Origin of the sequence: Streptomyces sp. NBC_00669 (genome assembly GCF_036226785.1) — a bacterium.
Lineage (GTDB): Bacteria > Actinomycetota > Actinomycetes > Streptomycetales > Streptomycetaceae > Actinacidiphila.
The window spans coordinates 8,907,134-8,928,504 of record NZ_CP109018.1 but is presented as its reverse complement, the minus strand read 5'-3'; the positions used below and the strand labels follow the sequence as shown (position 1 = coordinate 8,928,504).

Here is a 21,371-nt window from a genome sequence, read left to right as displayed (position 1 = left end):
ACCACACCCACCGGCACCGGCTGCAAAAACCCATCCAGCACGAACACCCCCGCATTCCGCAACGGACGCCCAATCGGAACACCCCCCACGACACTCACACCCACCGAATCCACACCCACCGAATCCGCATCCAACGGCAAACTCATCGCCGCACACACCGTCACCTCCGTCGGACCATACGCATTCACCATCCGACGCCCCACCGACCACCGCCCCACCAACCCCGGCGCACACACCTCACCCGCCACCACCAATGTCTCCAACCCCTCCAACAACCCCTCCTCCACCGCCAACACACCCGGCGGCACCGTCACATGCGTCACCCCCCAACGACCCACCACCTCACCCAACGACACCACCGGCGGCAAACCCCCCACCCCCACCACCACCAACACAGCCCCCGACCCCCACGCCACACACACCTCCGACACCGCCGCATCAAAACTCAACGACGCAAACTGCAACACCCGCGACCCCACACCCACCCCAAAACGCTCACCCTGCGCCCCCGCCAAATTCGCCAACCCCGAATGAGAAACCACCACACCCTTCGGCCGCCCCGTCGAACCCGACGTGTAGATGATGTAGGCCAACTGGTCGGGAGCGATTTCCGGCAACTCCCCCACTTCGCTTTCGAGATCGTCGAGCCGGACCCTCTCGACATCCCCAGGAAGGCGATCCGCCGTCTCGTCCGCGACCAGGACCAGTTCGGCGCCGCTGTCGGCAACCATGAACGCCAACCGCTCCGACGGGTACCCCGGGTCCAACGGCACGTACCCCCCGCCCGCCTTCCACACCGCCAGGATCGCGACAACCGCATCCTCCCCACGCGGCAGACACAGCCCCACCCGCGACTCCCGACCCACACCCCGCGCCACCAACCCCCGCGCCAACACATCGGAGCGCGCATCCACCTCCGCATACGACAACGTCCGCCGCTCCGAACACAGCGCCGCCGCATCCGGCGTCCGCTCCACCCACCCACGGAACAACTCCAACACCGTCGAAGCACCCACCTCACCCGCAGTGTCATTCCACTCCCGCACAACCACCGCCCGCTCCACCTCACCCACCACCGCAACACCGCTCAACCGCACCCTCGGATCGGCCGCCAGCTGCTCCAGCACCCGCACCAACCGCTCCACCAACCCACGCACCGTCCCCTCGTCAAACAGATCCGCGGCATAAAGAAGCCCACCCCGCAGACCATCCACAGCACCGTCATCCGAGCGGCGCTCGCTCAGCGTCAAGGAGAGATCGAACCGGGCCGCCGGGTCATCCGCCGGCGGGATCATCTCGACCGTCAGGTCGTCGAGGTCCCAGCGCGCCTCGGGCACGTTCTGGAGCGCCAACATCACCTGGAACAACGGATTACGGGTGGCGGAGCGGGCCGGGTTCAGCTCATCCACCAGCCGCTCGAACGGCACGTCCTGATGGGCATACGCCGCCAGGTCCGACTCACGAACGCGGGCCAGCAGGTCGCTGAACGTAGGGTTCCCCGAGGTGTCGGACCGCAGGACGAGCGTGTTGACGAAGAGCCCCGCCAGTTCTTCCACCTGCGCGTCCGACCGGCCGGCGACCGGGGTGCCGACACACACGTCCTCCCCGGCGCCCATCCGCGCCAGCAACACCACCAGCGCGGCATGGACCACCATGAACATCGTCGCCCCGCTCCGCGCGGCCAACTCCACCAACCGCGCATGCGTCACCGCGTCCACGTCGATCGGCACCGCACCACTGCGGAAGGACGGCACCGCCGGACGCGGACGGTCGAACGGCAACACGGTCTCCTGCGGCGCCCCCTCCAATGCGCGACGCCAATGCTCGACCTGCCCCGCACCCGCACTGTCCGGGTCGTCCAGATCTCCCAGCACTTCCCGCTGCCACAACGCGTAATCCGCGTACTGGACCGGCAACGGCTCCCAGCCCGGCGCAGCACCCGACAAGCGGGCCCGATAGGCGATCTGAAGGTCGTTCGCCAGCACACCCATCGACCAGCCGTCCGTCGCGATGTGATGCGCCACCAGCGACAGAACCCACTCCGCCTCCGAGACCTTCAACAGCGTTGTGCGCCAGGGCAGTTCAACCGCCAGATCGAACCCGCGCTCCACCTCGGAGGCGAGCAGTTCCCGCCAACGATCGCCGGCCTCGACCACCTGAAGCGGGGGACGGCCCTCCGCGCCCTCGCGGATCTCCTGATACGGCACACCCTCCACATCCGGAAAGACCGTACGCAAACTCTCGTGCCGATCCGCCACATCACCCAACGCCGCCTCAAGCGCACCCACATCCAGCCGACCCGAAAGCCGCAGCGCCGACGGAAGGTTGTAGGCACCAGCGCCCACCCCCGCGCCGCCCTCCGCGCCCCGGTCCATCCCGTTCAGGAACCACATCCGCTGCTGCGCGAACGACAACGGCACCCGCTCCGGACGCTCCCAACGCCTCAACGCCACCCCCGTCGACGCCCCAGCGCCGTCGACCAGCCGCGCCACCCCGGCCACCGTCGGCTCCGCGAACACCTCACGGACCCCGACCGAGACCTCCAGCACCGAACGGATACGCGCGATCAACCGCATCACCAGCAGCGAATCACCACCCAGCTCGAAGAAACTCTCCTCCGCACCCAGCCCGCCCGGCTCCACCCCAAGTACTTCGCCGAACAGGGCGGAGACCGCTTCCTCGGTCGGGGTCGACGGCGCCCGACCGCCGCTCACCGCGAGGTCAGGAGCGGGCAGCGCAGCCCGATCGATCTTGCCGTTGGCCGTCAACGGCAAGACGTCGAGCAGGATGACGGCAATGGGCACCATGTAGTCGGGCAAACGGGTCGCCGCGAACGCCCGCAGCTCGCCACCGTCGACATCGTCGGCATCCCCGACGACGTACCCGACCAGCCGGCCCTCCCGCACCACCACCACGGCCTGGTCCACACCGGGATAAGCAGCCAGAGCGGCCTCGACCTCGCCGAGTTCGACGCGGAAGCCGCGGATCTTCACCTGCTCGTCTGCCCGCCCGACGAACGCCAGTTGGCCGTCCGCGGTCCAGCGGGCCAGGTCCCCGGTCCGATACATCCGACCGCCATCGCTGCCGTCGCCGTCGCTGCCGCCGCCGAACGGGCAGGCGACGAACCGTTCCGCCGTCAGGTCGGCCCGGTTGATGTAGCCGCGGGCAAGCCCCCCGCCCGCGATGTACAACTCACCCGTCACACCCACCGGCACAGGCCGGAGGAAGGAGTCGAGGACGTAGGTACGGACGTTGGGCAGCGGACGTCCGATCGCCGGCGGCACGTCCTGACCGGTGATGCCCTCCTCCAACAGGACGGCGGTAGAGATGACGGTGGCCTCGGTCGGACCGTACGTGTTCCACAGCCGGGCACCCGCCCGCCACGTCGCCGCCAGGCCGGCCTCCAACCGCTCCGCACCCAACACCCAGTTGGCCACGCCGGGAACCGCCTCCGGCTCCAACACCCCCAACAACGACGGCACCACACTCGCCACTTCGACACCCGACGCACCCACCATCCGCGCCAGCGCCGAAGAATCCAGCCGCTCCTCGGACGAGGCCACCGCCAACGTCCCCCCGGCCGCCAGCGTCACCGCCACATCCAACACCGCCGCGTCAAAACTGAACGATGCGAACTGCAAAGCCGTCACGCCCGCCTCGACACCCAGGACCGGACGCATCACCGACGCCAGATTCGCCACGGAGGCATGAGCCACGGCGACACCCTTCGGCCGCCCCGTCGACCCCGACGTATAGATCACATACGCCAACTGATCGGACGGATCGGAAGCGATGTCCGGCAGACCGCCCTCATCGCACCCCAGCTCGTCGAGCAGAACCGTCTCAACGTCCGCGGACAGCCGCCCGGCAGTCCCGGGCGTCACCAGCACCAGCTCGGCGTCGCTGTCAGCGACCATGAACACGAGCCGCTCCGACGGGTACTCCGGGTCCAACGGCACATACGCCCCACCGGCCTTCCACACCGCCAACAGCGCCACCACCATCTCGGCCCCGCGCGGAAGGCACAGCCCCACCCGCGACTCCCGACGCACGCCTCGGGCGACCAGCCCCCGCGCCAGGGCATCGGAACGCGCATCCACCTCCGCATACGACAGCGCCCGTCCCCCCGACCACAGCGCAGCCGCATCCGGCGTCGCAACCACCCACTGATGGAATCCCTCAAGCACCGACGCCGTTTCCACGTGCTGGTCCGTGGCATTCCATGCCTGGACGACCGCCACCCGCTCCGCTGCGTCCAATACCGCAACGCCGCTCAGCCGCAGCTGCGGGTCGGCCGCTACCTGATCCAGCACCCGCACCAACCGCTCCGCCAGCCGGCGCACCGTCTCCTCGTCGAACAGATCCGCCGCGTAGAGGAAGCCGCCCCGCAGACCATCGGCAGCACCGTCATCCAGGCGCCGCTCACTCAACGAGAGCGACAGGTCGAACCGCGCCGCGGGAGCCGCACCGGGCGGGACGTCCTCAACGGCCAACCCATCGAGATTCCAGCGCGCCTCGGCAACGTTCTGGAGTGCCAGCATCACCTGGAACAAGGGGCTGCGGGCCCCGGAGCGCGCCACGCCGAGTTCGTCGACGAGCCGCTCGAACGGTACGTCCTGGTTGGCGTACGCGGCCAGGTCGGCCTCGCGCACCCGCCGCAGCACCTCGGCGAACGACGGGTCCCCCGTCACATCCGCCCGCAGGACAAGGGTGTTGACGAAAAGCCCGGCCAGCCCCTCCACCTGCGCGTCCGACCGGCCGGCGACCGGGGTCCCGACACACACGTCCTCCCCCGCGCCCATCCGCGCCAGCAGCACCACCAACGCGGCATGGACCACCATGAACATCGTCGCCCCGCTCCGCGCGGCCAACTCCACCAACCGCGCATGCGTCACCGCGTCGACTCCGACCGGGACGGTCCCGCTGCGGAACGACGGGGCCGCGGGCCGCGGACGGTCAAACGGCAACACCGTCTCCTGCGGCGCCCCCGCCAACGCCCCACGCCAGAAAGCAACCTGCCCCGCACCCGCACTCTCCGGGTCGTCCAGCTCCCCCAGCACCTCCCGCTGCCACAACGCGTAATCCGCGTACTGCACCGGCAACGGCTCCCAACCCGGCGCCACACCCGACAGGCGCGCGCGATACGCAGCCTGAAGGTCATCGGCCAGCACTCCCATCGACCACGCATCCGTGGCGATGTGATGCACCACCAGCAGAAGAACCCACTCCGCCTCCGAGACCTTCAACAACGTGGTCCGCCAAGGCAGTTCCACCGCCAGATCGAACCCGCGCCCCACCTCCTCCTGCATCAGCTCCCGCCAGCGATCGCCGGCCTCGACCACCTGAAGCGGGGGACGGCCCTCCGCACCCTCGCGGATCTCCTGGTACGGCACACCCTCCACATCCGGGAAGACCGTCCGCAGACTCTCGTGCCGATCCGCCACATCACCCAACGCCGCCCTGAGCGCCTCAATGTCGAGACTCCCGGAAAGGCGCAACGCAAGAGGCATGTTGTAGACAGCGCCCGTGCTCTCGACGTCAGCCTCTTCCATGTGGTTGAGGAACCACATCCGCTGCTGCGCGAACGACAACGGCACCCGCTCCGGACGCTCCCGCGGCGCCAACACCTCAACCGTCGACGCCCCAGCACGGTCGACCAGCCGCGCCACCCCGGCCACTGTCGGCTCCGCGAACACCTCACGAACGCCGACCGACACGTCCAGCACCGAACGGACACGCGCGATCAACCGCATCACCAGCAGCGAATCACCACCCAACGCGAAGAAACTCTCCTCCGCACCCACGCCCTCCAGACCCAGCACCTCCGCGAACAGAACACACAACGCCTCCTCCGTAGGGGTCTCCGGACCACGGGAGCCGCCGGCACCGAGTTCAGGGGCAGGAAGGGCGGCGCGATCCACCTTCCCGTTCACCGTCAACCGCAGCGCCTCAAGGACGACGACCGCCGACGGCACCATGTAATCCGGCAGACGGGTCGCCGCGAACGCCCGCAGCTCGCCACCGTCCATTACGTCGGCATCCCCGACGACGTAACCGACCAGCCGGCCCTCCCGCACCACCACCACGGCCTGGTCCACACCGGGATAAGCAGCCAGGGCGGCCTCGACCTCGCCGAGTTCGATACGGAATCCGCGGATCTTCACCTGCTCATCCGCACGCCCGACAAAGGCCAACTGCCCCTCACTACCCGGCAACCACCGCACCAGGTCCCCGGTCCGATACATCCGCCCACCCTCACCGAACGGGCACGCCACGAACCGCTCCGCCGTCAAATCCGCACGCCCCGCATAACCCCGCGCCAAACCAACCCCCGACACATACAACTCACCCACCACACCCACCGGCACCGGCTGCAAAAACCCATCCAGCACAAACACCCCCGCATTCCGCAACGGACGCCCGATCGGAACACTCCCCCCAACACCCACACCCCCCGAATCCACACCCACCGCACCCGCATCCAACGGCAAACTCATCGCCGCACACACCGTCACCTCCGTCGGACCATACGCATTCACCATCCGACGCCCCACCGACCACCGCCCCACCAACCCCGGCGCACACACCTCACCCGCCACCACCAACCCCTCCAACCCCTCCAACAACCCCTCCTCCACCGCCAACACCCCCGGCGGCACCGTCACATGCGTCACCCCCCAACGACCCACCACCTCACCCAACGACACCACCGGCGGCAAACCCCCCACCCCCACCACCACCAACACAGCCCCCGACCCCCACGCCACACACAACTCCGACACCGCCGCATCAAAACTCAACGACGCAAACTGCAACACCCGCGACCCCACCCCCACCCCAAACCGCTCACCCTGCGCCCCCGCCAAATTCGCCAACCCCGAATGAGAAACCACCACACCCTTCGGCCGCCCCGACGAACCCGACGTATAAATCACATACGCCAACTGGTCGGGGACGATCTCCGGCAGTCCGCCCGAGTCGCTCCCCACCTCGTCGAGCAGGACCGTCTCAATGTCCGCAGACAACCGGCCGGCGGTCTCGGGCATCACCAACACCAGTTCGGCGCCGCTGTCGGCGACCATGAACGCCAACCGCTCCGACGGGTATCCCGGGTCCAGCGGCACGTACCCCCCGCCCGCCTTCCACACCGCCAGGATCGCGACAACCGCATCCTCCCCACGCGGCAGACACAGCCCCACCCGCGACTCCCGACCCACACCCCGCGCCACCAGCCCCCGCGCCAACGCATCGGAGCGCGCATCCACCTCCGCATACGACAACGTCCGCCGCTCCGAACACAGCGCCGCCGCATCCGGGGTCCGCTCCACCCACCCACGGAACAACTCCAACACCGTCGAAGCACCCACCTCACCCGCAGTGTCATTCCACTCCCGCACAACCACCGCCCGCTCCACCTCACCCACCACCGCAACACCGCTCAACCGCACCCGCGGGTCAGCCGCCACCTGCTCCAACACCCGCACCAACCGCTCCACCAGCCCACGCACCGTCCCCTCGTCAAACAGATCCGCGGCATAGAGGAGCCCACCCCGCAGACCATCCACAGCACCGTCATCCAGACGCCGCTCACTCAACGAAAGTGACAGGTCGAACCGCGCCGCAAAGTCCGTCACGGGCGGGATCTGCTCGACGGACAGCCCTTCGAGGTCCCACTGCGCTTCGGGCACGCTCTGGAGCGCCAACATCACCTGGAACAACGGATTACGGGCGGCAGAGCGGGCCGGGTTCAGCTCATCCACCAGCCGCTCGAACGGCACGTCCTGGTTGGCGTACGCGGCCAGGTCGGCCTCGCGCACCCGCCGCAGCACCTCACGGAACGACGGGTCTCTCGTCACATCCGCCCGCAGGACAAGGGTGTTGACGAAGAACCCGGCCAGCCCCTCCAGGTGCACGTCCGACCGGCCGGCGACCGGGGTGCCGACGCAGATGTCCTCACCGGCGCCCATCCGCGCCAACAACACCACCAGGGCGGCATGGACCACCATGAACATCGTCGCCCCGCTCCGCGCGGCCAACTCCACCAACCGCGCATGCGTCACCGCATCCACGTCGACCGGCACCACGCCACTGCGGAACGACGGCACCGCCGGACGCGGACGGTCAAACGGCAACACCGTCTCCTGCGGCGCCCCCGCCAACACCCCACGCCAGAAAGCAACCTGCCCCGCACCCGCACTCTCCGGGTCCTCCAGATCCCCCAACACCTCCCGCTGCCACAACGCGTAATCCGCGTACTGGACAGGAAGCGGCTCCCACTGCGCAGTCGCGCCGGAGAGCCGCGCGCCGTACGCCGTCTGAAGGTCATCGGCCAGCACACCCATCGACCAGCCGTCCGTGGCGATGTGATGCGCCACCAGCAGCAGAACCCACTCCGCCTCCGAGACCTTCAACAGCGAGGTCCGCCACGGCAGTTCTACCGCCAGGTCAAATCCACGCCCCACCTCAGAAGCGAGCAGGTCACGCCAACCATCGCCGGCCTCGACCACCTGGAACGGGGGACGGCCCTCCGCACCCACGCGGATCTCCTGATACGGCACACCCTCCACATCCGGAAAGACCGTACGCAAACTCTCGTGCCGATCCGCCACATCACCCAACGCCGCCTCAAGCGCACCCACATCCAGCCGACCCGAAAGCCGCAACGCCGACGAGAGGTTGTAGACGGCGCCCGTGCTCTCGACGTCAGCTTCTTCCATGTGGTTGAGGAACCACATGCGCTGCTGAGCAAAGGACAGCGGCACCCGCTCCGGACGCTCCCAACGCCTCAACGCCACCCCCGCCGACACCCCAGCACCGTCGACCAGCCGCGCCACCCCGGCCACCGTCGGCTCCGCGAACACCTCGCGGACACCAACCGACACGTCCAGCACCGACCGAATCCGCGCGATCAACCGCATCACCAGCAGCGAATCACCACCCAGCTCGAAGAAACTCTCCTCCGCGCCCACGCTCTCCAGGCCCAGCACCTCCGCGAACAACCCGCACAGGACCACTTCCGTAGGCGTCACCGGACCCCGGGAGCCGCCGGCACCGAGATCAGGGGCAGGAAGGGCGGCGCGATCCACCTTCCCGTTCACCGTCAACGGCAGCGCCTCAAGGACGACGACCGCCGACGGCACCATGTAATCCGGCAAGCGCGTCGCCGCGAACGCCCGCAACTCAGTGCCCTCCACACCGTCGACATCCCCGACGACGTAAGCAGCCAGTAGACCCTCCCGCACCACCGCCACGGCCTGGTCCACGCCGGGATAGGCCCCGAACACCGCCTCGACCTCGCCGAGTTCGACGCGGAAGCCGCGGATCTTCACCTGCTCGTCCGCCCGCCCCACGAACGCCAGTCGGCCGTCTGCCGTCCAGCGGGCCAGGTCCCCGGTCCGATACATCCGACCGCCGTCGCCGAACGGGCAAGCCACGAAACGCTCCGCCGTCAGATCGGTCCGCCCGATGTACCCACGAGCCAGACCCTCGCCCGCGATATACAACTCACCCGTCACACCGACAGGAACCGGTCGCAGGTAGCCATCCAGGACGTAGGTACGGACGTTGGGCAGCGGACGACCGATCGCCGGCGCCGGGTCCTGACCGGTGATGCCCTCCTCCAACAAAACGGCCGTGGTGATGACGGTCGCCTCCGTCGGACCGTACGTGTTCCACAGCCGGGCACCCGCCCGCCACGTCGCCGCCAGGCCGGCCTCCAACCGCTCCGCACCCAACACCCAATTGGCCACCCCGGGAACCGCCTCCGGCTCCAACACCCCCAACAACGACGGCACCACACTCGCCACATCGACACCCGCCGCACCCACCATCCGCGCCAGCGCCGAAGAATCCAGCCGCTCCTCCGCCGAAGCCACCGCCAACGCCCCACCCCCAGCCAGCGTCACCGCCACATCCAGCACCGCCGCGTCAAAACTGAACGACGCGAACTGCAACGCCACCACCCCCGGCTCCACGCCAAGAACCGGACGCATCGCAGACGCCAAATTCGCCACGGACACGTGAGCCACCGCCACACCCTTCGGCCGCCCCGTCGACCCCGACGTATAGATCACATACGCCAACTGGTCAGGAGCAACTACCGGCAACTCCCCCACTCCGCTCTCCAGATCGTCGAGCAGGGCCCTCTCGACATCCCCAGGAAGGCAATCCACCGTCTCATCCGCGACCAGGACCAACTCAGCGCCGCTGTCCGCGACCATGAACGCCAACCGCTCCGACGGATACTCCGGGTCCAACGGCACATACGCCCCACCCGCCTTCCACACCCCCACCATCGCCACCACCATCTCCACCCCGCGCGGAAGGCACAGCCCCACCCGCGACTCACCACCCACACCCCGGGCAATCAGCCCGCGGGCCAGGGCATCGGACCGCCCATCCACCTCCGCATACGACAACCCCCGACCCCCACACCACACCGCCACCGCATCCGGAGTCTCAACCACCCACCCCCGGAACCGCTCCACCACCGTCGCCGCGTCAACCTCCCGCGCCGTGGCATTCCACTCCTCCACGACCGCGGACCGCTCGGACTCCTCCAGCAACTCGATCTCGCTCAACCGCACCCGCGGGTCAGCCGCGACCTGCTCCAACACCCGAACCAACCGCTCCGCCAGCCGACGCGCCGTCCCCTCGTCGAACAGATCCGCCGCGTAGAGGAGCCCACCCCGCAGACCGTCGGCCGCACCGTCGTACGAGCGGCGCTCGCTGAGCATCAGCGACAGGTCGAACCGCGCCGCGGGGTCGTTCGCCGGCGGGACCTCCTCGACGGACAGCCCTTCGAGGTCCCAGCGCGCCTCGGGCACGTTCTGGAGCGCCAGCATCACCTGGAACAACGGATTACGGGCGGCCGAACGGGCCGGATTCAGCTCATCCACCAGCCGCTCGAACGGCACGTCCTGATGGGCGTACGCCGCCAGATCCGACTCACGAACACGCGCCAACAGGTCACCGAACGACGGATCACCGGAGGTGTCGGATCGCAGGACGAGCGTGTTGACGAAGAACCCGGCCAACTCCTCCACCTGCGCGTCCGACCGACCTGCGACGGGCGTCCCGACACAGACGTCCTCCCCCGCGCCCATCCGCGCCAGCAACACCGCCAACGCGGCATGCAGAACCATGAACATGGTCACGCCACCCTGCGCGGCCAACTCCACCAACCGCGCATGCGTCACCGCGTCGACTCCGACCGGAACGGTCCCGCTCCGGAACGACGGCGCCGCGGGCCGCGGACGATCGAACGGCAACACCGTCTCCTGCGGCGCCCCCTCCAATGCGCGGCGCCAGAAAGCAACCTGCCCCGCACCCGCACTCTCCGGGTCGTCCAGCTCCCCCAGCACCTCCCGCTGCCACAACGCGTAATCCGCGTACTGCACCGGCAACGGCTCCCACCCCGGCGCCACACCCGACAGGCGCGCGCGATACGCAGCCTGAAGGTCATCAGCCAGCACACCCATCGACCACGCATCCGTCGCGATGTGATGCGCCACCAACAACAGAACCCACTCCGCCTCCGCAACCCTCAACAACGTGGTCCGCCACGGCAGGTCGACCCGTACGTCGAAGCCGCTCCCGGCCTCCTCCTGCATCAGCTCCCGCCAGCGGCCGCCGGCCTCGACCACCTGAAGCGGGGGACGGCCCTCCGCGCCCGCACGGATCTCCTGGTACGGCACGCCCTCCACATCCGGGAAGACCGTCCGCAGACTCTCGTGCCGATCGGCGACGTCCCACAAGCCGGCCCGCAGCGCCTCGACGTCGAGGCTGCCCGTCAACCGCAGCGCGAAGGGCAGGTTGTACGCGGCAGCACCCATGCCGTCCGCGCCATCCATCCCGTTCAGGAACCACATCCGCTGCTGCGCGAACGACAACGCCACCCGCTCGGGACGCTCCCGCCGGCCCAGAACCACAGCCGCCGAGACCCCACTGCTCTCGACCAGCCGCGCCACCCCGGCCACCGTCGGCTCCGCGAACACCTCACGAACACCGACCGACACGTCCAGCACCGAACGGACACGCGCGATCAACCGCATCACCAGCAGCGAATCACCACCCAGCTCGAAGAAACTCTCCTCCGCGCCCACGCCCTCCAGGCCCAGCACCTCCGCGAACAGGACGGACAGCGCCTCCTCGGTCGGAGTCTCCGGCCCACGACTGCCACCCACCGCGAGGTCAGGAGCGGGCAGCGCAGCCCGATCCACCTTCCCGTTGGCCGTCAACGGCAAGACGTCGAGCACGACCACGGCAGCGGGCACCATGTAGTCCGGCAGACGGGTCGCCGCGAACGACCGCAGCTCAGCGCCCTCCACACCCTCGACATCCGCAACGACGTAACCGACCAGATGACCCTCCCGCACCACCACCACGGCCTGCTCGACCCGCGGATGGGCCGCAAGGGCAGCCTCGACCTCGCCGAGTTCGACGCGGAAGCCGCGGATCTTCACCTGCTCATCCGCGCGTCCCACGAACGCCAGTTGGCCATCCGGGGTCCAGCGGGCCAGGTCCCCGGTGCGGTACATCCGACCACCGTCGCCGTCGAACGGGCAGGCCACGAACCGCTCCGCCGTCAGGTCGGCCCGGTTGATGTACCCACGAGCCAGACCCTCACCCGCGATATACAACTCACCCGTCACACCCACCGGCACAGGCCGGAGATAGGTGTCGAGGACGTAGGTACGGACGTTGGGCAGCGGACGACCGATCGCCGGCGCCGCGCCCTGACCGGTGATGCCCTCCTCCAACAGGACGGCGGTAGAGATGACGGTCGCCTCCGTCGGACCGTACGTGTTCCACACCCGCGCACCCGCCCGCCACTTCGCCGCCAGGCCGGCCTCCAACCGCTCCGCACCCAACACCCAATTGCCGATCCCCGAAACCGCCTCCGGCTCCAACACCCCCAACAACGACGGCACCACACTCGCCACGCCGACACCCGACGCACCCACCATCCGCGCCAGCGCCGAAGAATCCAGCCGCTCCTCCGCCGAAGCCACCGCCAACGTCCCCCCGGCCGCCAAGGTCACCGCAACATCCAGCACCGCGGCGTCAAAGCTGAACGACGCGAACTGCAACGCCACCACGCCCGCCTCGACACCCAGAACCGGACGCATCGCCGCAGCCAAATTCGCCACCGAAGCGTGGGCCACGGCGACACCCTTCGGCCGCCCCGTCGACCCCGACGTATAGATCACATACGCCAAGTCACCGAACCCGACGGACACGTCGATCGGTTTCCCGAACTCGATCGCGACCCCATCCAGGAGGGCGGCCTCACCATCGAGCGAGCCCGCTGTCTCCTCCGTCACCAGGACCAGCTCGGCGCCGCTGTCGGCGACCATGAACGCCAACCGGTCCGACGGGTACTCCGGGTCCAGCGGCACATACGCCCCACCGGCCTTCCACACCGCCAGGATCGCCACGACCATCTCGGCCCCGCGCGGCAGGCACAGCCCCACCCGCGACTCCCGACCCACACCCCGCGCCACCAACCCCCGCGCCAGAGCATCGGAGCGCCCATCCACCTCCGCATACGACAGCGCCCGTCCCCCCGACCACAGCGCAGCCGCATCCGGCGTCCGTATCGCCCAGGCACCGAACTGCTCCGGCACCGTCAACGCGTCCAGCTCCCGAGCCGTGGCATTCCACTCCTCCACGACCGCGGACCGCTCGGACTCCTCCAGCAACTCGAACCCGCCCAGCCGCACCAGCGAATCGGCCGCCGCCTGCTCCAGCACCCGCACCAACCGCTCCGCCAGCCGGCGCACCGTCCCCTCGTCGAACAGATCCGCCGCGAACAGAATCCCGCCATCCAAACCGGCCGCGGCGCCCTGACCAGACCACCGCTCGCTGAGGCCCACCGACAGGTCGAACCGCGCGGGCGCCACCTCCGGCTGGATCTGGTCGACGGCCAGCCCCTCCAGCTCCCACTGCGCTTCGGGCACGTTCTGGAGCGCCAACATCACCTGGAACAGCGGATTACGGGCGGCAGAGCGGGCCGGGTTCAGCTCGTCGACCAGCCGCTCGAACGGCACGTCCTGATGGGCGTACGCGGCCAGGTCGGCCTCGCGCACCCGCCGCAGCACCTCGGCGAACGACGGGTCCCCCGTCACATCCGCCCGCAGGACAAGGGTGTTGACGAAGAACCCGGCCAACTCCTCCACGTGCGCGTCCGATCGACCCGCGACCGGCGTACCGACGCACACGTCCTCCCCGGCGCCCATCCGCGCCAGCAACACCACCAGCGCGGCATGGACCACCATGAACATCGTCGCCCCGCTCCGCGCGGCCAACTCCACCAACCGCGCATGCGTCACCGCGTCCACGTCGACGGGCACCACGCCACTGCGGAAGGACGGCACCGCCGGCCGCGGACGGTCAAACGGCAACACCGTCTCCTGCGGAGCCCCCGCCAACACCCCACGCCAATGCTCGACCTGCCCCGCACCCGCACTCTCCGGGTCCTCCAGATCCCCCAGCACCTCCCGCTGCCACAACGCGTAATCCGCGTACTGCACCGGCAACGGCTCCCAGCCCGGGGTCTCCCCGGCGAGACGCGCGCGGTACGCGTCCCGAAGATCGCGCGCAATCACACCCATCGACCAGGCATCCGTGGCGATGTGATGCGCCACCAGCAGCAGAACCCACTCCGCCTCCGCAACCCTCAACAGGGTGGTCCGCCACGGCAGTTCCGCCGCCAGGTCGAAACCACGCCCCACCTCCGAGGCGAGCACGTCACGCCAACCATCGCCGGCCTCGACCACCTGGAACGGGGGACGGCCCTCCGCACCCTCGCGGATCTCCTGATACGGCACGCCCTCCACATCCGGGAAGACCGTACGCAGACTCTCGTGCCGATCGGCGATCTCGCCGAGTGCCGCAGCCAGCGCAGCCACATCCAACTGCCCGCTCAGACGCAACACCAGCGGCAGGTTGTAGACGGCGCCCGCGCCGTCGACGTCTGCCTCTTCCATGTGGTTGAGGAACCACATGCGCTGCTGCTCGAACGAGAGCGGCACCCGCTCCGGACGCTCCCGCCGCGCCAACGCCACAACCGACGACGCTCCAGCGCCGTCGACCAGCCGCGCCACCCCGGCCACCGTCGGCTCCGCGAACACCTCACGAACTCCGACCGACACGTCCAGTACCGAACGGACACGCGCGATCAACCGCATCACCAGCAGCGAATCACCACCCAACTCGAAGAAACTCTCCTCCGCGCCCACGCCCTCCAGGCCCAGCACCTCCGCGAACAGGACGGACAGCGCGTCCTCAGTCGGGGTCTCCGGCCCACGACTGCCACTCACCGCGAGGTCAGGAGCGGGCAGCGCAGCCCGATCCACCTTCCCGTTGGCCGTCAACGGCAAGACGTCGAGCACGACCACGGCAGCGGGCACCATGTAGTCGGGCAAGCGCGTCGCAGCGAACGACCGCAGCTCGCCACCGTCGACATCGTCGGCATCCCCGACGACGTACCCGACCAGCCGGCCCTCCCGCACCACCACCACGGCCTGGTCCACGCCGGGACGGGAGGCCAGGACGGCCTCGACCTCGCCCAACTCCACCCGGAACCCGCGGATCTTCACCTGCTCGTCCGCCCGCCCGACGAAAGCCAGTTGGCCGTCCGCCGTCCAGCGGGCCAGGTCCCCGGTCCGATACATCCGACCGCCGCCGCCGAACGGGCAGGCGACGAACCGTTCCGCCGTCAGATCGGCCCGGTTGATGTACCCACGAGCCAGACCCTCACCCGCGACGTACAACTCACCTGTGACGCCTACGGGGACGGGACGCAGGTACGCGTCGAGGACGTAGGTACGGACGTTGGGCAACGGACGACCGATCGCCGGCGCCGGGTCCTGACCGGTAATGCCCTCCTCCAACAGGACGGCGGTAGAGATGACGGTCGCCTCCGTCGGACCGTACGTGTTCCACACCCGCGCGTTCTCACGCCACCTCGCCGCCAGACCAGCCTCCAACCGCTCCGCACCCAACACCCAATTGCCGATCCCCGAGACCGCCTCCGGCTCCAACACCCCCAACAACGACGGCACCACGCTCGCCACTTCGACACCCGACGCACCCACCATCCGCGCCAGCGCCGAAGAATCCAGCCGCTCCTCGGACGAGGCGATCGCCAACGTCCCCCCGGCCGCCAAGGTCACCGCCACATCCAGCACCGCCGCGTCAAAACTGAACGACGCGAACTGCAACGCCGTCACGCCCGCCTCGACACCCAGGACCGGACGCATCGCCGCCGCCAAATTCGCCACGGACGCGTGGGCCACGGCGACGCCCTTCGGCCGCCCCGTCGAACCCGACGTATAGATCACATACGCCAACTGGTCAGAGACAACCGCAGGCAGACCGCCCCCATCACACCCCACCTCATCGAGCAGGACCGTCTCGACATCCGCCGACAACCGACCAGCGGTCTCAGACGTCACCAACACCAACTCGGCATCGCTGTCCGCCACCATGAACACCAACCGCTCCGACGGGTACTCCGGGTCCAACGGCACATACGCCCCACCCGCCTTCCACACCCCCAGGATCGCCACGATCGCCTCCACCCCCCGCGGCAAGCACAGCCCCACCCGCGACTCACCACCCACACCCCGCGCCACCAACCCCCGCGCCAACACATCAGAACGCGCATCCACCTCCGCATACGACACCGAACGCTCCCGGAACCACACGGCAGCAGCATCCGGAGTCTCGGTCACCCAGGAGCGGAACAACTCCAACACGGTCGGAGCATCAACCTCGCTCGCGGTGTCGTTCCACCGCTCGACGACCGCCGACCGCTCCGCTTCGTCCAGTACCGCAACGCCGCTCAGCCGCAGCTCCGGATCAGCCGCCACCTGCTCCAACACCCGCACCAACCGCTCCGCCAGCCGGCGCACCGTCCCCTCGTCGAACAGATCCGCCGCGAACAGAATCCCGCCACCCAGACCAGCCGGGGCACCCTGACCGGACCGCCGCTCGCTGAGGTCCACCGACAGGTCGAACCGCGCCGCGGGGTCCTCCACCGGCGGAACCTGCTCCACCCACAGCCCCTCCAGCTCCCAGCGCGCCTCGGGCACGTTCTGGAGCGCCAGCATCACCTGGAACAACGGATTACGCGCCGCCGAACGGGCCGGATTCAGCTCATCCACCAGCCGCTCGAACGGCACGTCCTGATGGGCGTACGCCGCCAGATCCGACTCACGAACACGCGCCAACAGGTCACCGAACGACGGATCACCGGAAACGTCAGACCGCAGGACGAGCGTGTTGACGAAGAACCCGGCCAACTCCTCCACCTGCGAGTCCGACCGGCCGGCGACCGGCGTACCGACGCACACGTCCTCCCCCGCGCCCATCCGCGCCAGCAGCACCACCAGGGCGGCATGCAGAACCATGAACATGGTCACGCCACCCTGCGCGGCCAGCTCCACCAACCGCGCATGCGTCACCGCATCCACGTCGACGGGCACCACGCCACTGCGGAACGACGGCACCGCCGGACGCGGACGATCGAACGGCAACACGGTCTCCTGCGGAGCCCCCGCCAACTCCCCACGCCAGAAAGCAACCTGCCCCGCACCCGCACTCTCCGGGTCGTCCAGATCCCCCAACACCTCGCGCTGCCACAACGCGTAATCCGCGTACTGCACCGGCAACGGCTCCCACCCCGGGACCTCACCGGCCAACCGAGACCGGTACGCCGCCTCAAGGTCGTTCGCCAGCACTCCCATCGACCACGCATCCGTGGCGATGTGATGCGCCACCAGCAGCAGAACCCACTCCGCCTCTGCAACCCTCAACAGCGCGGTCCGCCAGGGCAGTTCAACCGCCAGATCAAATCCACGCCCGGCCTCCGAGGCGAGCACGTCACGCCAACGATCGCCGGCCTCCACCAGCACCAACTCCGGACGGCCGCTCGCACCCGCCAGCACCTGCTGGTACGGCACGCCCTCCACATCCGGGAAGACCGTCCGCAGACTCTCGTGCCGGTCCGCCACATCACCCAGCGCCGCCTCAAGCGCCGTCACATCGAGCCGACCCGAGAGCCGCAGCGCGAAGGGCAGGTTGTACGCGGCAGCGCCGGCCCCCTCGACGTCGCCACCGTCCATCCGGTTCAGGAACCACATCCGCTGCTGTGCGAACGAGAGCGGCACCCGCTCCGGACGCTCCCGCCGCCCCAACGCCACACCCGCCGACACCCCAGCACCGTCGACCAGCCGCGCCAGCCCCGCCACCGTCGGCTCCGCGAACACCTCACGGACCCCGACCGAGACCTCCAACGCCGACCGAATCCGCGCGATCAACCGCATCACCAGCAGCGAATCACCACCCAACGCGAAGAAGCCCTCCTCCGCACCCACCCGCTCCAGGCCCAGCACCTCCGCGAACAACCCGCACAGGACCACTTCCGTAGGCGTCACCGGACCCCGGGAGCCACCGGCACCGAGATCAGGGGCCGGAAGCGCAGCCCGATCCACCTTTCCGTTCACCGTCAACGGCAAAACATCCCGCACCACCACGGCCGACGGCACCATGTAGTCCGGCAACCGGGTCGCAGCGAACGCCCGCAGCTCGCCACCGTCGACATCGTCGGCATCCCCGACGACGTAACCGACCAGCCGACTCTCCCGCACCACCACCACGGCTTGCTCGACCCGCGGATGGGCCGCAAGGGCAGCCTCGACCTCACCCAGCTCCACCCGGAATCCCCGGATCTTCACCTGGTCGTCCGCGCGCCCGACGAAGATGAGTTGGCCGTCCGCGGACCAGCGGACCAGATCCCCGGTCCGATACATCCGACCGCCACCGTCGCCACCGTCTCCGTCGCTGCCATCGCTGCCGTCGCCGAACGGGCACGCCACGAACCGCTCCGCCGTCAAATCCGCACGCCCCGCATAACCCCGCGCCAAACCAACCCCCGACACATACAACTCACCCACCACACCCACCGGCACCGGCTGCAAAAACCCATCCAGCACAAACACCCCCGCATTCCGCAACGGACGCCCAATCGGAACACCCCCCACGACACCCACCGCACCCGCATCCAACGGCAAACTCATCGCCGCACACACCGTCACCTCCGTCGGACCATACGCATTCACCATCCGACGCCCCACCGACCACCGCCCCACCAACCCCGGCGCACACACCTCACCCGCCACCACCAACCCCTCCAACCCCTCCAACAACCCCTCCTCCACCGCCAACACCCCCGGCGGCACCGTCACATGCGTCACCCCCCAACGACCCACCACCTCACCCAACGACACCACCGGCGGCAAACCCCCCACCCCCACCACCACCAACACAGCCCCCGACCCCCACGCCACACACAACTCCGACACCGCCGCATCAAAACTCAACGACGCAAACTGCAACACCCGCGACCCCACACCCACCCCAAAACGCTCACCCTGCGCCCCCGCCAAATTCGCCAACCCCGAATGAGAAACCACCACACCCTTCGGCCGCCCCGTCGAACCCGACGTATAAATCACATACGCCGCATTGGCAGCGCGCAGCGGCGCCGTGCGCTCGGCGTCGACCACGCGGCCTGGCGTGCACCGCGCCACCGCCGCCGCGACCTCCGGATCGTCCAGGGCGATCGCCCGCGCCCTCACGGACTCGGGCAGTGCCTCGCGGCCGGCCTCGGTGCACAGCACCGCGGTCGGGTCGGCGTCCTTCAGCACCAGGGCAATCCGGTCCGCCGGATACGCGGGGTCCAGCGGGACGAAGGCCCCGCCGGCCATCGACACCGCCAGCAGTGCCACCAGGGTGTCCGCCGACCGCTCGGCGACCACGGCGACCCGCTGCTCGGGCCCCACCCCCATGGCGATCAGGTGCCGCGCCAGGCGGCCTGCCTCGTCCTCCAACTCGGCGTAGCCGAAAGTCCGCTCTTCCGACTCCAGGGCCACCGCGTCCGGTGTCCGCCGCACCTGCGCGGCGAGCAGTTCGGGCAGCGTCGAGGCGGGTACTTCGGGCTGGATGTCGTGCCAGTCCCGGGTCACCCGGGCGAGTTCGTCGCCGTCCAGCAGCCCGATGCGTGCCAGCGGCGCGTGCGGGTCCGTGACGAAGCCCTCAAGCACGTGTTGCAGCGCGGCGAGCACCCGCTCGGCGTGGGACCGGTCGAACAGGTCGGTCCGGTGGTCGAGTTGCAACTCCATCCGCTCGCCCGGTGCGACGATCAGGCCGAGCGGATAGTGGCTGGCGTCCCTGGTCCTGCCGTCGAGACGGATGGTGAGGGAGTCAGGGCCGTCCGGCACCGCGTCCGCCGAGCGGGGATAGTTCTCGTACACCACCAGCGTGTCGAACTCGGCGCCCGGCCCCGCGAGCTGCCTGATCTCGGTGAGCCCGAGGTGCTGGTGACCCAGGAGAGCCACCTGGCGCGTCTGAAGCGCGGAGAGCAGGTCGGCGACGGTGAGGCCACCGGCCAACTCGACCCGGACCGGCAGGGTGTTGATGAACAGGCCGATGAGCGAGTCGGCGCCCGGCAGGTCCGTGGGGCGGCCGGCGACCGTGGTGCCGAACACCACGTCCTGCCGTCCGGCCAGCCGGGCGAGGACGACCGCCCACGCGCCCTGGACCACTGTGGCCATGGTGACGCCGAGCTCACGGGCCAATGCGTCCAGTGCCCGCGTCAGCTCTTCGGTGCACTCGGCGAGCACCGCCTCGGGACGCAGGGGCGCCCGGGCGGGGTCGGCCGGGGCGACCAGGGTGGGCTCGTCCGCTCCGGCCAGTTCCGCGCGCCAGGCGGTCCGCGCCGCTTCCCGGTCCTGCCGGCCCAGCCAGGCCAGGTAGTCGCGGTAGGAGCGGGCCGGGGGCAGCGCCCGGACATCGCCCCCGGTCCGGTAGAGCGTCGACAGTTCGTCCACCAGGATCGGCAGCGACCAGCCGTCGAGCACGATGTGATGGGTCGTCATCACCAGTCGGTGGCGCCGCTCGCCAAGGCGGATCAGCAGCACCCGCAGCAGCGGGCCTCGCGCGAGGTCGAAGCCGACCGACAGCTCCGCCTCGGACAGCCGGGTCGCTTCCGCCTCTGCCTCGGCCGCCGGCAGGCCGCTCAGGTCGGCCTCCTGCCAGGGGAGTTCCGCGTGCCGGACGACGACCTGCACCGCCTGGCCCGACCTGCGCCGGCGGAAGCCGGCCCGCAGGGCGCCGTGGCGCGCGATCAGGCCCTCCCAGCAGCGGCGGAGCCTATCGGCGTCCAGCGGCCCGTCGAGGGCCAAGGCTCGCTGTCCGGTGTACACGTCGGACGCCCCGTCCCCGAAGGAAGCGTGGAACAGCAGCCCCTCCTGGAGCGGGGACAGCGGCCAGATGTCGTCGATGGCGATCGGGGTCCGGGTCAT

1 protein-coding gene (cut by a window edge) is annotated in these 21,371 nt (G+C 69.4%); it reads right to left on the bottom strand.

Annotated features, from left to right (window positions below):
* Positions 1-21,371, bottom strand: partial view of a non-ribosomal peptide synthase/polyketide synthase gene (locus tag OG896_RS37490; protein WP_329372611.1) — the 5' portion only. 10,435 nt of this gene lie to the left of the window's left edge; 21,371 of the gene's 31,806 nt are visible here — the first part of the coding sequence; it begins with the start codon at positions 21,369-21,371; its stop codon lies beyond the left edge, outside the window.